This window comes from Salinicola sp. RZ23, assembly GCF_003206675.1.
GTDB lineage: Bacteria > Pseudomonadota > Gammaproteobacteria > Pseudomonadales > Halomonadaceae > Salinicola > Salinicola endophyticus.
Genome location: NZ_PZJK01000006.1, coordinates 245,633 through 260,130 on the forward strand (window position 1 = coordinate 245,633; position 14,498 = coordinate 260,130).

Genomic DNA, 14,498 nt, shown 5'->3' on the forward strand with positions numbered 1-14,498 from the left:
CGCGTACCGCTCAGTTGCGGCTGACCCCGGTATAGCGCCCCGGCCGGTGGTTGAGGGTCAGAATGCCGCTGAGCACCGCCGCCCCCAGGATCGAGTAGAGCACGTTGCTCACCGGTAGCACGGCGAACGCCGCCAGCATCACCAGGCCATCGAGCCCCAGTTGCACCTTGCCCGCGCTCCAGCCGTAGCGGTCATGCAGGTGCAGCGCGAGGATATTGAAGCCACCCAGGCTGCCGCGGTGGCGAAACAGCGAGAGCACCCCCAGTCCGATCAGCGCGCCGCCCATCAGCGCCGCGAACAGTGGCGTCACCGTCCCGATCTCGACCCAATCACCGATATGCCAGCTGAGCCAGGAGAGCAATGCGATGGCGGCGAAGGTCTTGAGCGTGAACTGGTGCCCGATCCGCTGCCAGGCGAGCCAGTAGAACGGCAGATTGACCACGAAGAACACCGGTCCGAAAGGCCAGCCGGTGGCGTAGCTGATCAACAGCGCGATCCCGGCCGTACTGCCGATCAGAATCTGGGCGTGCTGATAGAGCACCACCCCGAGCGCGGCACAGGCCGAGCCAAGCAGAATGGCGAGTACGTCTTCATGCATCCGATGACGGATCTGTGGGCTGTCCATCGAGGGTTCCCTTGGCGTTGGATGGCCATCGCCGTGGCGCGGTGGCGCCGCCGGCCTGGCGGGGAGCGCGGCGCTTGTGGCGCCGCTGCGTCTCTCGCGGTGCGCGAGGCGGCTCATGATAGCGCCAATGCCGGCGGGGTGGTGGATCTCGTAGGGGCGGAGCAGCGCCATGCAGGTGGGCACGGCGGGCTCGACAGCGATGATCGTGGAGAGACGACGGTGTCGGGGCGCTCAGGCGCTCAGGCGCTCGGCGTGTTCGACCATCAGTTGCAGCGACTCGCGCCCTTTCCAGCGGTTGCGCGAGAGCTTGAAGCCGCAGCGTACACGGTCGCCGACCGCGATCGGATGCGCGGCCCCCGGCGCCAGGGCGCGGAACCAGATGGCGCGGGTGACGCTGGCATCGCGGGAGAGCTCCAGCATCAGGTGGTTGCCCTCCGCCCCCACCGCACGCAGTTGCTCGACGTGAAAAGTCGCCTCGAACAGCGGCGCCTCGAATTCGCGCCCATAGGGTGCCAGCGCCGCCAGCTCGTCGAGGGTGGCCAGTGACAGCTGCGCCGCGTCCAGCTCGCCGTCGGTCCATACCACCGGATAGAGCTCACGCCCGCCCAGCTGCTCGCCCACCGCCTGCAGGAAGGCATCGCGGAAACGCTCGAGTTCACCCAGCGGCACCCCCACACCGGCGGCGCCACGGTGGCCACCGAAGCGCGGTAGGCTCTCCGGCGCCAGCTCGTGAACGCGCTGCAGGGCGTCGCGCAGATGCAGCGCCTCGATCGAGCGCCCCGAGCCGGTGAGCATCTCCGGCGCAGTGGCCGGGGTCAGCACCAGGGTCGGCCGGCCGTAGGTCTGGACCAGGCGCGAGGCGACGATCCCCTGCACCCCGGCATGGCCCTGCGGCAGGTGGATCACCAGCGCCGGCGGGGCCTCGGCCAGCTGCGTCAACGCCAGCCCCCGGGCCTGCTCGACCATGTCCGCTTCCAGCGCCTTGCGCGCCTGGTTGTCGTCGTCGAGCACCTGCAGGTGGCGTCGGGCCAGGTCGTCGTCCGTCGCCAGCATGAAGTGCAGCGCCGCGTAGGGGTCATCGAGACGCGAGCGTGCGTTGATGCGAGGCCCCATCTGGAAGGCCAGGGTCTCGGCGTCGAACGGCACGCTGTCACTCCCCAGGCGCTCCGCCATCACCCGCCAGCACGGCGCCTGCATGCGATTGATCAGACGCAGGCCGTAGGTCACCACCGCACGGTTGGCGGCACTGCCACCCAGCGAGACGCAGTCCGCCACCGTGCCCAGGGCGACGTAGGAGAGCCAGGGGGCGAGCTTGGGCGTCGACCCGGAGAGCACGCCCTGCTCGATCAGTACTGCCCGGGTGAGCGACATCATCAGCCACGCCACCATGCAGCCGGCGATGGTCTTGTCGGGGTAGTCGCAGTCGTCGCGGGTGGGGTTGATGGTGGCGTAGGCCGAGGCCGGCGGCCCCGCCAGCGGCAGCGCATGGTGATCGGTCACCACCACATCGATGCCGGCGTCACGCAGGCGGGCGATCCGCGGCTCGTCGGAGGAGCCGCAGTCGGCGGTGACCACCAGCGTCGGCCGCGGCTTGAGCGCCAGGGTACGCTCGACCAGCGGCAGGCTGATGCCGTAACCATCGTTGATGCGGTGGCCGATCAGACTGTGCAGGCGGGTGGCGGGCACGCCGAACAGCTCGGTCAGCGCGCGCAGGATCACCACGTGGGAGGTGATGCCGTCGACGTCGTAATCGGTAAGGATACCGATGTGTTCGCCCTCGCTCACCGCCCGCGCAATCCGCTCGGCACCGCGGCGCGCATCGGCCAGCCGCTCAGGGTGGCTGAGATGACGCAGCGCCGGATCGATCAGCGCCTCCAGCGGCCCTGCATACCCTGCCAGACGTCCGGCCAGGACCCTCGCCTGCAGCTCGGAGAGCCCAGCATCCTGGGCGCGTCGATAGAGCGCGGCGTCGCGCTCGCGTGGGAGCAGGCGCGGACGGGTGAGTTCATCGAGCGATGACCGGGAAAGATCGGGGTCCAAGCAGCCTCCTGGCATGATTACCCTGACGCGGCACCTCTAGCTCAGGTGAGCGCGATCATGACGTGCTGGCGGTAGGCGGGACGCGACTGCAGCCGCGCGTACCAGGCTGCCAGATGCGGCAGGTCGGGACGCTCGATATCCATTTCGAACCACGCATAGGCAAAGCAGCCCAGCGGAATGTCTCCCATACCCCACGCCGTCCCCGACAAAAAGGGCTGTTCGGACAGCGTCCGATCTACCCTGCCGAGTAGCGTGCCGCAGGCGGCCAGTCCTTCTTCGAGCGCCTTGTCGTCGCGCTGCTCCGCCGACAGGCGCACCGTATTCCAGAACACGGCCTTGAAGGGGGAGGCCAACGACGAGGTCGTCCAGTCCATCCACTTGTCGGCCTCGGCACGCGCCGCGGGATCTGCCTCATGCAGGGAGCCGCGCCCATATTTGGCGCACAGATAGCGCACGATCGCGTTGGATTCCCACAGCACGAGGTCGTCGTCCTGCAGGCAAGGGATCAGACCGTTGGGATTCATGGCCCGGTAGGCGGGTTCGTCGACCACGCCATAGGCGCCGCCCGCATCGATTCGTTCGAAGGGCAGCGCCAGCTCCTCGGCACACCACAGCACCTTCTTGACGTTGGTCGAGTTGGTGCGTCCCCAGATCCTCAGCATGATCCCTATCCTCGCAGGATTGGACCGGGCGCGTCGGGCACCCGCCCCCTCGTTTGCGCCGCTATCAGCGGCGATTGTCGGCGACGAAGCGCTGGACCGCAGCGAGCTCCGCCGGCAGCACGCTGTAGCGCTCTTCCCGCGCCAGCAGGTCATCCATGTGCGGCGGCAGCGGGGCGCCGGTGAAGCCCGCCTTGACCACCGCCTCGGCGAACTTGGCCGGATGCGCGGTGGCCAGGGTGATCATCGGCGTGGCGCGGTCGGCACGCACCCGCTCGACGGCGCGATAGCCGGTGGCGGTGTGCGGGTCGAGCAGCTCCTTGGTGCGCTGGTGCGCCTCGCGGATCACCTCGAGGATGGTGTCGTCATCGACGCTGAAGCTCGAGAACTTCTCGCGCAGCCGCGCCAGCGGCGCCTCGGCGAGTGCCGCCGGCTCGCGCTGGAAGCGTTCGAGGAGCTCGCGCACGGCAGTGCCGTTGCGTTCGTAGGCGTCGAACAGCAGTCGCTCGAAGTTCGACGACACCACGATATCCATCGACGGCGCCAGGGTGGCGGCGAGTTCACGCTTGGAGAAGTCGTTGTCGGCGAGCGTGCGGTGCAGGATGTCGTTGGCGTTGGTGGCGATGATGAACTGCTTCACCGGCAGCCCCATCTGACTCGCCATGTAGCCGGCGAAGAGGTTGCCGAAGTTGGCCGAGGGCACGCAGAAGCTCACCTCGCGATGCGGCGCACCGAGGGCGACCGCAGAGGCCACGTAGTAGACGATCTGGGCCATGATACGCGCCCAGTTGATCGAGTTGACCGCCACCAGGCGGGTGCCGCTGAGGAACGCCTGGTCGGCGAAGCTCGCCTTGACCATCGCCTGGGCGTCGTCGAAGTTGCCCTCGATGGCGATGTTGAAGACGTTGTCGGCGAGCACCGTGGTCATCTGCCGCCGCTGCACCTCGGAGACGCGGTTGTGCGGGTGCAGGATGAAGATGTCGAGATGATCGCAGTGACGGCATCCCTCGATCGCCGCCGAGCCGGTATCGCCGGAGGTCGCGCCCATGATCACCGCACGCTCGCCGCGCTTGGCCAGGAAGTGATCGAGGATGCGCCCCAGCAGCTGCAGCGCGACGTCCTTGAACGCCAGCGTGGGGCCGTGGAACAGCTCGAGCAGGAAATGATTGGCGTCGAGCTGGTTGAGCGGCACCACCGCGTCGTGGCTGAAGGTGGCGTAGGCGTCGTGGACCAGACCACGGAAGGTCTCGTCATCGATCTCGCCGCCGACGAAGGGCTGCATCACCTGAAAGGCGATCTCCGCATACGACAGCCCCGCCATCCCCGCCAGCGTCTCCGCCGACAGCTGCGGCACCGTCTCCGGCACGTAGAGCCCGCCATCGCTGGCCAGACCGGTCAACACCACTTCCTCGAAATTCAGCGCCGGCGCCTGCCCGCGCGTACTGATATAACGCATATTGGTTTCCACTCGGTCTTGGGCTGCTAGCCCGTGCTGTCAGTCGCGACTTATTCCTGCTCGTCCAGGGACTCGACCCGAATCCGCGTCACCGGACCGGCGATATCGGCCAGCGACTCGAGCTGGCGAATCGCTTCGTTCATGTGCTGCTCGCGGGTGCGGTGGGTCATCAGAATGATCGGCACCAGCTCACCCTCGGTGGCCTCTTTCTGGATGATCGCTTCGATCGAGATGCCGTGTTCGGAAAGGATGGTGGCGACCCGCGCCAGCACCCCGGGGCGATCCACCGCCAGCAGCCGCAGGTAGTAGGCGGTGACGATATCCTCCATGGGCAGGATCGGCAGCGCGTTGGCCTCGTCGTTGACCCCGCTGAAGGCCAGGTAGGGCACCCGGTAGTGGTGCGCGGTGGTGATGTCGCGGGCCACGTCGAGCAGGTCCGCGACCACCGCCGAGGCGGTCGGCTCGGCCCCGGCACCAGCACCGTAGTAGAGCGTCGGGCCGGTGGCGTCGCCCATCACCGCGATGGCGTTCTTGACCCCATGGACATTGGCCAGCAGGCGCTCCTTGGGGATCAGGGTCGGATGCACGCGCAGCTCGACGCCGCTGTCGCTGCGCCGGGTGATGCCCAGATGCTTGATGGTGTAGCCGAGGTTGTCCGCCTGCTCGACATCGTCCGCGGTGATCCGGGCGATACCCTCGGTGTAGGCGCGGTCGAACTGCAGTGGCACGCCGTAGGCGATCGAGGCGAGGATGGTGAGCTTGTGAGCGGCGTCGATACCCTCGACGTCGAAGGTCGGGTCGGCCTCGGCATAGCCCAGGGCCTGGGCCTCGGCGAGCACGTCCTCGAAGGCCCGGCCCTCGTCGCGCATATGGGTCAGTATGTAGTTGCCGGTGCCGTTGATGATGCCGGCGAGCCACTGGATACGGTTGGCGCCCAACCCCTCGCGCAGCGACTTGATCACCGGGATGCCACCGGCCACCGCCGCTTCGAAGGCGACGATCACGCCCTTCTGGTGAGCGGCACGGAAGATCTCGTTGCCATAGACCGCGATCAGCGCCTTGTTGGCGGTGACCACGTGCTTGCCATGCTCGATGGCGGTCATCACCAGCTCGCGGGCGACGTCGTAGCCGCCGACCAGCTCGACCAGCACGTCGACGTCGGGATTGCGTGCCACGTCGAAAATGTCGCGGGTGAGCTTGATACCGGTGGTGTCGCAGTCAGGGTTGTCGCGGCGCGCGCCCACCTGCTCGATCACGATCGGGCGACCGGCGCGACGCGCGATCTCGTCGGCGTTGCGCGTCAGCACATTGAAGGTGCCCCCGCCCACGGTGCCCAAACCGCAGATACCCACTCTCACCGGTTTCAAGATATCACTCCCCTGTCTCGCGGCGCTGCAAGATTGCCGCCCCGCATGATTGTCTGAAGGCCCACTGCCACGAACCTTGGGTTGGGGTCGGCCATGCCCCCTGGCCGCCCTTCTTGCGCGCCCCTGGCGCCGGCTGCAGCGCCGCGGGGGCCGGTCACGGTAGAAAGCCCCGCCCCCCTTGTCAAGGGAACCACTGCTCAAATGCCTGCACGAGCGAATGACTGCGTTGCGCGGTACTCGAAGGCTCGCCTAACCCCATGTTATATCTCGCCTTCTGTGTTACGTGCGACTTGCCCTTCATCTCGTTCGGCGATCGATTCAGCGTTTCCCAAGCGGCGGCAGGGCCCGGTTTCAGCTCTCGCCGCTGGGGTCGATGCCGAGCATCGCCGCCAGGCGCTTGGCCGGCAGATAGCCCGGTACCATCTTGCCATCGGGGAAGATGATCGCGGGGGTCCCCTGGATACCGGATTCGACCCCCAACTGGTACTGCTTGGCGATCGGTGCATCACAGCTCGCCGGGGCGTCCACCGCATCGCCGCGGAAGGCGGCACTCATCGCCTCGGAGCGGTTGTCGGAACACCACACCTTGGCCAGCTGGCGCGCGGCGTCGGAGTCAGGGCCCATGCGCGGGAAGGCAAGATAGTCGACTTCGATGCCCATGGCGTTGAGCTGGTTCATCTCGGCGTGCAGCTTATGACAGTAGGGGCAGGTGGTATCGGTGAACACCGTGAGCCTGGCCTTGACCTTGCCTGCCGGCTTGTAGACCACCCGCTGATCCTCGGGCACCTTGTCGATCAGCGCCTGGCGGCGTGCATTGGCTGCCTGCTCGGTCAGGTTGACCATGCCATCCTTGGCGTTCTGGTAGAGGTCGCCGACGATCAGATACTCACCCTTGGCATCCGCGTAGAGCGTGTTCCCCCCCTTCAGCCGCACCTCGTAGAGCCCCGGCAGCGGCGAATCGTCGATCGACTCGATCGGCAGCGGCTGGCCGCTATGGGCATTGAGCTTGGCGGCCAGATCACTGGGCGGCTTGGCGAAGGCAACGGGCGTCAGGCAGAGTCCGGCCAGCGCCAGCGCGGCCAGGGTCGAGCGACTTCTCATGTTCAACCTCTCGGGTGATGTTGGGCGTGCAGGGCTTCCAGGCGGGCCTGGGCCACGTGCGTGTAGATCTGCGTGGTGGATAGATCACTATGCCCCAGCAGTAGCTGTACGACACGTAAATTGGCGCCATGATTCAATAGATGCGTGGCAAAGGCGTGGCGCAGGGTGTGCGGCGACAGCGGCTTGTCGATCGCTGCCAGGCGGGCATAGTGCTTGATCCGGTACCAGAAGGTCTGGCGCGTCATGCAGGCGTCTGCGCGCCCGGGGAAGAGCGCGGGCTGGCGACTGTCGCGCATCAGCTCACCGCGCCCCTGGCGCAGATAGCGCTCGAGCCAGGCCAGGGCCTCTTCGCCCAGCGGGACCAGACGCTCCTTGTCGCCCTTGCCCCGCACCAGCACCACGCCCTGACGCAGATTGACCGCCGCGACGCTGAGCCCCACCAGCTCGGAGACGCGCAGGCCGCAGGCGTAGAGCAGTTCGAGCATGGCGCGGTCGCGCAGGCCCAGCGCCGAGTCGACGTCCGGCGCCGCCAGCAGCCGCTCGACGTCGCGCTCGTCGAGGGTCGCCGGTAGACCGGGGCGGATCTTCGGCGGCTCGATCTCCGCCAGCGGGTCCTGGGCGATCAGCCCCTCCCCCAGCGCCCAGCGGTAGAAGCGCCGCAGGCACGACAGCAGCCGCGCCACCGAGCGCGCATGGTAAGTCTCGCGACGGCCATCGACGAAGGCGTTGACGCTATTCGCAGCGGGCGCCAGCAGCCGCTCGTCGCGGCTGTCGAGGAAATCGATCCAGACCGACAGGTCGTGGCGGTAAGCGCTCAGCGTGTTTTCGCTGACACCACGCTCGAGCCACAGCGCATCGAGGAAGGCGTCGCGGCGGTCGTGATCGTTCATACGCTCATGGGCCCGTGATCAGCAGCAGGGTGACGCAACCCCGCAGCATAACGCAGAAGACCCCGTGCGNNCGCACGGGGTCTTCTCGGTTGGCGATGCCGTCGCCCCGGCCATCAGGTGCCGGGGCATCATCGCACTCAGCCCAACTTTTCCTTGATACGCGCGGATTTGCCGCTGCGCTCGCGGAGGTAGTAGAGCTTGGCCTGACGCACGTCACCGCGACGCTTGACGTCGATACCAGCGACCAGCGGGCTGTAGGTCTGGAAGGTACGCTCGACGCCGACACCGTGGGAGATCTTGCGCACGGTGAAGGCGGAGTTCAGACCGCGGCTACGCTTGCCGATGACCACGCCTTCGAAGGCCTGCAGACGCTCGCGGTTACCTTCCACGACCTTGACCTGGACAACCACGGTATCGCCGGGGGCGAAGGCCGGGATTTCCTTGTTCATCTGCTCGTTCTCGAGCGCCTGGATCACCTTGTTCTTGCTGCTCATGTCTTGCTCCTGGTTGAGAGGAGTGCCCCTGGGGGCGGCTCCGTGATCCCGGCGCGAGTTCGCTGAACCGGCGCGGAATCGGACTGTGAGTGACGCATGCAGACGTCTCGCCTCATGCACCGCCGTCGCGTGCGACGTGTTCCTCGATGAACTCGTCGAGTAGCTGCTGCTGCTCGCGGTCCAACGTTCGGCTCTCCAACAGATCCGGACGCCTGAGCCAGGTGCGTCCGAGAGATTGCTTCAGGCGCCAGCGTCGAATCGCCGCGTGATTGCCACTGAGCAGCACCTCCGGCACCCGGTGACCATCGATCACCTCGGGGCGGGTATAGTGCGGGCAATCGAGCAGGCCGCTGGCGAAGGAGTCCTCGCTCGCCGAGTCGCTGTGGCCGAGCACGCCGGGCACCTCGCGGGACAGGGCGTCGATCAGCACCATCGCCGGCAGCTCGCCGCCGCTGAGCACATAGTCACCGATCGACCACTCTTCGTCGATATCGGCCTCGACCACGCGCTCGTCGATACCTTCGTAGCGCCCGGCGACCACGATCAGACTCTCGCGGGCCGCCAGTTCCCTGGCGCCGGCCTGATCCAGACGCCGGCCCTGCGGCGAGAGGTAGATCACCGTCGGGCGCCGGCCCTCGGCGGCGGCACTGCGGCGGGCATCATCGAGCGCCGCACGCAGTGTCGCCACCTTCATCAGCATGCCGGGCCCCCCACCGTAAGGGCGATCGTCGACCGTGCGATGTCTGTCCGTGGCGTAGTCCCGAGGATTCCACAAGGCCATTTCGAGCAGACCTCGCTCCACGGCCCGACCGGTCACACCGTGCCGGGTAATGGCCTCGAACATCTCCGGGAACAGGGAGACGACACCTATCCACACGGTACGCTTCTCCTCCCCTGCCGCACTCTCGCCCCCGCTTGCGCGGGAGACTAGAACGTCGGGTCCCAATCGACCGTCATCTCGCCGGCGGCGAGATCCACCGCGACGATCACGTCGTCGGGCAGAAACGGCAGCAGCCGTTCACGGTCGTCCACGCTGTCGGTACCGGGCTTGACCACCAGCACGTCATTGGCACCGGTCTCGAACAGATGATCGATCCGGCCCAGTCTGACGCCCTCGCGGGTCACCACGTCGAGCCCTTCCAGCTGATGCCAGTAGAACTCGCCGCTCTCCAGCGTCGGCAGTGCCGACTTGGCCACCGACACATCGGCGCCGGCCCACTGCTCGGCCAGCTCGCGGGTATCGACACCTTCCAGTCGCACCACCAGACCCTTGCCCTGCGGCCGCGCCTCGAGCAGCTTGCGCGTCTCGCGCTGGCCGTGCAGCGTCAACACCCACTCGGGGTAGTCGAAGATGCCCTCGGCCGGGCTGGTGTACGAATAGACCTTGAGCCAGCCCTTGACACCGTGCGGGCTGGTCAGGCGGCCCAGCAGCACCTGCTGCGGGTCGTCGTCATGCGCCGCTGCCGACATCACGCTCGAACTCAGGCCTGGGCCTTGCGTGCTTCTTTGACCAGCTCAGCGACGCGGTCGGAGACCTGCGCGCCCTGGGACTCCCAGTGAGCGACGCGGTCGAGATCGACGCGCAGACGCTCTTCCTGACCGCGCGCGATCGGGTTGAAGAAACCGACGCGCTCGATGAAGCGGCCGTCGCGGGAAACGCGAGAGTCGCTGACGGTCAGGTGATAGAAGGGACGCTTCTTGGCGCCACCACGTGCCAGACGAATGGTAACCATTGCGTTGATAATCCTTCGGTTAAGTGAATCGTTACGCCACGGAATTGAGTCTTCCCGGGCGTAGGCCCGAGACGAAGACGCAGCATTCTACGGAAAAGCCCGCCAATTGGAAACCTTTTGTTGAGGTTCGCCACCGCCAGGCGGGCACGGGCAGCCGGCTCAACGCCGGGGGAAACCGCCGCCGCCACCCATGCCGCCCATTCCCCCCATACCGCCGCCGGGCCCACCCGGGCCACCGCCGCCCATCATGCCCGACATGCCACGCATCATCTTCTGCATGCCACCTTTCTGGCCGGCTTTCTTCATCATCTTCTGCATCTGCTTGTGCTGCTTGAGCAGACGATTGAGATCGGGCACCTGAAGACCGGCGCCGGTGGCGATGCGCCGCTTGCGCGAGCCATTGATGATCTCCGGCTTGCGCCGCTCCTGCGGGGTCATCGAGTTGATCAGCGCCTCGAGCTTGCCGAACTCCTGCTCGGCCCCCTTGTTCTGGGCCATCTCGGCCATCTGCCCCATGCCGGGCAGCTTCGACATCAGACCGCCCATGCCGCCCATCTTCTTGAGCTGCTGCAGCTGATCGCGGAAGTCCTCGAGATCGAAGCCCTGGCCCTTCTTGACCTTCTTGGCCAGCTGCTCGGCCTTGCCCTTGTCGACGTTGCGCTCGGCCTCCTCGATCAGCGACAGCACATCGCCCATGCCGAGAATGCGCGAGGCGACGCGATCGGGGTGGAACGGCTCCAGCGCCTCGACCTTCTCACCCATGCCCATGAACTTGATCGGCTTGCCGGTGATGTGACGCACCGAGAGCGCGGCACCGCCACGCGCATCGCCATCGGCCTTGGTCAGGATGACCCCGGTCAGCGGCAGCGCATCGTGGAACGCCTTGGCAGTGTTGGCGGCATCCTGACCGGTCATGGCGTCGACCACGAACAGGGTTTCCTGCGGCTGGATCGCCCGGTGCAGCGCCTGGATCTCGGCCATCATCGCCTCGTCCACGGCCAGGCGACCGGCGGTGTCGACCAGCACCACGTCGTGGAACTGGATCTTGGCGTGCTTGATCGCCGCCTCGGCGATCGCCACCGGCTGCTCGGCGCTGGTCGACGGGAAGAAGTCGACCTCGACCTCCCGCGCCAGGGTCTCGAGCTGGTCGATGGCGGCCGGGCGGTAGACGTCGGCGGAGACCACCAGCACCTTCTTCTTCTCGCGCTCGCGCAGGTACTTGGCCAGCTTGGCCACCGAGGTGGTCTTACCCGCCCCCTGCAGGCCCGCCATCAGCACCACCGCCGGCGTGCCCTTGAGGCTCAGCGCCTCGTTGGCCTGGCCCATGATCGCTTCCAGCTCCTGCTGCACGATCTTGACGAACTGCTGGCCAGGGGAGAGGCTCTTGGAGACCTCCTGGCCCACCGCGCGCTCACGCACACGATCGACGAAATCCTTGACCACCGGCAGCGCGACGTCGGCCTCGAGCAGGGCGCGACGCACTTCACGCAGGGTGTCCTTAATGTTGTCTTCGGTCAGGCGCGCCTGGCCGGTGATCGACTTCAGCGTCTGCGACAGGCGATTGGAGAGACTTTCGAACATGGAACGCTCCGGGCGGCGATGCCGGGCACCGCAGGGTTCGACCAGGGGATCGCGGCGCCGCTGAAAAAGAATGTGGCCGACCATTATACGCGTGAGCGCCACGTCTCTCCACGTGCCGATGCGGGATGGGCGGCCCATCCCCTGCAGCGAGGGTCACGGCTGGGCGCAGCGACGTCGATTGGGTATAGTGGCCGACGCTATGCACAGGATTGATTTCGATACTCCTTCACCGTTCGGGCGGACGCCTCGCGGCCGCTCCATGAGGCTTTGACACCGATGCCGGCGCTTCCCTTCGCCCTGGTCGCTATCGTCTGCTATCTCGCCGCCGGACTCTGGCAGAGCCTGAGCCTGGCCCGGCGCGTCGCCGAGCGCCCGCGCTGGGTGCGCACCGCCGGGGTGATCGCGCTGCTCTGCCATGGCGTGGTGGTCGGCCTGACCCTGCTCGGCGCCCGCGGGCTGCACATGGGGCTGACCCAGAGTGCGACGCTGATCGGCTGGGTGGTGGTGGCACTGCTGCTGCTGTTCAGCCTGTTCAAGCCGGTGCTCAATGCCGGCGTCTGCGTCTTCCCGGTGGCCGCCGTCACCATCGTCGGCGCCATCGGCATGCCCAGCACCATGACCGAATCGGGGATCTCCCCCGGCCTCTACTTCCATATCCTCAGCTCGATCGCGGCGTTTTCGTTCTTCGCCATCGCCGCGGTACAGGCGGTGCTCCTGGCGTTCCAGCACCATGCGCTGAAGCGGCGCCAGACCCTGGGCATCGTCCAGGTACTGCCTCCGCTCACACGCATGGAGCAGTTGCTGTTCGAACTGATCTGGTGCGGCATGCTGCTGCTGACGGTGGCCATCATCAGCGGCTTCGTGTTCGTCGATAACCTATTCGCCCAGCACCTGGCCCACAAGACCATCCTGTCGATGCTCGCCTGGCTGATCTTCGCCGCCCTGCTCGCCGGTCATCACTACCTCGGCTGGCGCGGACCCAAGGCGGTACGCTGGACGCTGGCCGGCGTCGGCGTACTGGTGCTTGCCTTCTTCGGCACCAAGTTCGTACTCGAGTACATTTTCCACTACAACGCCTGATGCCACGTTCACGCCGGGCCATCGACGCTTGGCGGTTGCGCGCGCGCCGCTCTCGGGCCAAGCTCGAACGAGCGACCGGCTCGCGGCCGTGATGCCGACCCCGTCTCGATGCCCCTGCCGGCGTCTCGGCGAGGCCGGGTGCGTCTCAACGAACAAGAGGAAAGCGCCGTCTTGAACGACGACATACCCTTGGGCCTGATGCTGGGCCTGCTCTTCGTGCTGGTCTGCCTGTCGGCTTTCTTCTCCAGCTCCGAAACCGGCATGATGTCGATCAACCGCTACCGCCTGAATCACCAGGCCAACAGCGGCGGCCGCGCAGCCAAACGCGTGGTCGAGCTGCTCAAGCGCCCCGACCGCCTGCTCGGGGTGATCCTGATCGGCAACAACCTGGTCAACAACCTGGCCGCCTCCATCGCCACCATCGTCGCCATCCACTTCTTCGGCGATGTCTCCGGCCCCGCCATTGCTACCCTGGCGCTGACCATCGTGGTGCTGATCTTCGGCGAGGTGACCCCCAAGACCTATGCCGCGATCAAGCCCGACCGTATCGCCCTGCCCGCCTCGCTGGTGCTGGCACCGCTGCTGCGCCTGTTCTACCCGCTGGTGTGGCTGGTCAACGCGATCTCCAACAATCTGCTGCGTCTGCTCGGGGTCAAGCAGCTCGAGGCGGGCAAGGACAACCTCACCCGCGATGAGCTGCGCAGCGTGGTCCACGAGGCAGGGCCGCTGATCCCCAGCCGTCACCAGGCCATGCTGCTGTCGATCCTCGACCTCGAGAACGTCACCGTGAACGACATCATGGTGCCGCGCCATGAAGTGGTCGGGCTCGATCTCGACGACGATCTCGATGCCCTGCTCGCCCAGATGCGCCAGAGCCAGCACACCCGCCTGCCGATCTACAAGGGCGACATCAACGACATCGTCGGCATCCTGCATCTGCGCAACGCCTCTCGCTTCTTGACCAAGCCCGACCTCACCAAGGCGGCGATCGTGCAGGAGGCGCGCGAGCCCTACTTCATCCCCGAATCCACCCCACTGCACACCCAACTGCTCAACTTCCAGCAGCAGAAGCGGCGGATCGGCGTGGTCGTGGACGAGTATGGGGACGTGCAGGGACTGGCGACGCTGGAGGACATCCTCGAGGAGATCGTCGGCGAGTTCACCACCGACGTGGCCGGCACCTATCGCGATATCCATCCGCAGACCGACGGCGCCTACGTGATCGAAGGCACGGCGAATATTCGCGAACTCAACAAGGCACTGGGGTGGCAGCTACCCACCGACGGCCCCAAGACCCTCAACGGGCTGATTCTGGAACAGCTCGAATCCTTCCCCGACGCCGCGGCCTGCCTGCAGATCGGCACCACCCGGCTGGAGATTCTGGAGATCAAGGAGAATCTGATCACCTCGGTACGCTGCTGGCAGCAGGGGGTCAGGCGGCGCAGCGGCGAGTAGCCCTCAGGGCCGCCGCC

The 14,498-nt window shown here is 66.7% G+C and carries 14 protein-coding genes; 2 read left to right on the top strand and 12 right to left on the bottom strand.

What is annotated here, in order from left to right:
- Nucleotides 1–10 precede the first annotated feature (10 nt).
- The 12 genes from DOM67_RS05965 to ffh form a co-directional block, all read right to left on the bottom strand.
- Complete coding sequence (locus DOM67_RS05965) at nt 11–625, bottom strand: YitT family protein (RefSeq protein ID WP_110674733.1); 615 nt, start codon at nt 623–625, stop codon at nt 11–13.
- A 231-nt stretch (nt 626–856) separates the two neighbouring features.
- Complete coding sequence (locus tag DOM67_RS05970; RefSeq protein WP_232825153.1) at nt 857–2,665, bottom strand: DHH family phosphoesterase; 1,809 nt, start codon at nt 2,663–2,665, stop codon at nt 857–859.
- Nucleotides 2,666–2,706: 41 nt separating this feature from the next.
- Nucleotides 2,707–3,327: a glutathione S-transferase gene (locus DOM67_RS05975; RefSeq protein WP_106418574.1), complete on the bottom strand. Its 621-nt coding sequence runs from the start codon at nt 3,325–3,327 to the stop codon at nt 2,707–2,709.
- A gap of 64 nt (nt 3,328–3,391) precedes the next feature.
- On the bottom strand, nt 3,392–4,780 hold the full coding sequence (thrC, locus tag DOM67_RS05980; protein ID WP_110674735.1) for a threonine synthase: 1,389 nt from the start codon (nt 4,778–4,780) through the stop codon (nt 3,392–3,394).
- Between the two features lie 50 nt (nt 4,781–4,830).
- Nucleotides 4,831–6,147, bottom strand: coding sequence for a homoserine dehydrogenase (locus DOM67_RS05985; RefSeq protein ID WP_110674736.1), 1,317 nt, complete (start codon nt 6,145–6,147; stop codon nt 4,831–4,833).
- 351 nt (nt 6,148–6,498) lie between these two features.
- Entirely contained in the window at nt 6,499–7,248 is a 750-nt protein-coding gene (locus DOM67_RS05990; protein ID WP_110674737.1) for a DsbC family protein, read from the bottom strand.
- Nucleotides 7,249–7,250: 2 nt separating this feature from the next.
- On the bottom strand, nt 7,251–8,138 hold the full coding sequence (gene xerD / locus DOM67_RS05995) for a site-specific tyrosine recombinase XerD (RefSeq protein ID WP_110674738.1): 888 nt from the start codon (nt 8,136–8,138) through the stop codon (nt 7,251–7,253).
- Nucleotides 8,139–8,275: 137 nt separating this feature from the next.
- The gene (rplS, locus tag DOM67_RS06000) at nt 8,276–8,632 is read right to left on the bottom strand and encodes a 50S ribosomal protein L19 (protein ID WP_110674739.1); all 357 of its coding nucleotides are present in this window, start codon (nt 8,630–8,632) and stop codon (nt 8,276–8,278) included.
- A 112-nt stretch (nt 8,633–8,744) separates the two neighbouring features.
- Nucleotides 8,745–9,509, bottom strand: coding sequence for a tRNA (guanosine(37)-N1)-methyltransferase TrmD (trmD, locus tag DOM67_RS06005; protein WP_110674740.1), 765 nt, complete (start codon nt 9,507–9,509; stop codon nt 8,745–8,747).
- A gap of 50 nt (nt 9,510–9,559) precedes the next feature.
- Nucleotides 9,560–10,102 (bottom strand): ribosome maturation factor RimM, encoded by a 543-nt coding sequence (rimM, locus tag DOM67_RS06010; protein ID WP_110674741.1) that lies wholly within the window; start codon nt 10,100–10,102, stop codon nt 9,560–9,562.
- Between the two features lie 11 nt (nt 10,103–10,113).
- Nucleotides 10,114–10,365 carry a 30S ribosomal protein S16 gene (gene rpsP, locus DOM67_RS06015; RefSeq protein WP_110674742.1) on the bottom strand — a complete coding sequence of 84 codons (252 nt, stop codon included), beginning with the start codon at nt 10,363–10,365 and terminating at the stop codon, nt 10,114–10,116.
- 159 nt (nt 10,366–10,524) lie between these two features.
- Nucleotides 10,525–11,946, bottom strand: coding sequence for a signal recognition particle protein (ffh, locus tag DOM67_RS06020; protein ID WP_110674778.1), 1,422 nt, complete (start codon nt 11,944–11,946; stop codon nt 10,525–10,527).
- A gap of 276 nt (nt 11,947–12,222) precedes the next feature.
- On the opposite strand from ffh, the gene ccsA reads away from it, so the two are divergent.
- Entirely contained in the window at nt 12,223–13,026 is an 804-nt protein-coding gene (gene ccsA / locus DOM67_RS06025) for a cytochrome c biogenesis protein CcsA (RefSeq protein WP_110674743.1), read from the top strand.
- A gap of 171 nt (nt 13,027–13,197) precedes the next feature.
- On the top strand, nt 13,198–14,481 hold the full coding sequence (locus tag DOM67_RS06030) for an HlyC/CorC family transporter (RefSeq protein WP_110674744.1): 1,284 nt from the start codon (nt 13,198–13,200) through the stop codon (nt 14,479–14,481).
- Nucleotides 14,482–14,498: the final 17 nt, after the last annotated feature.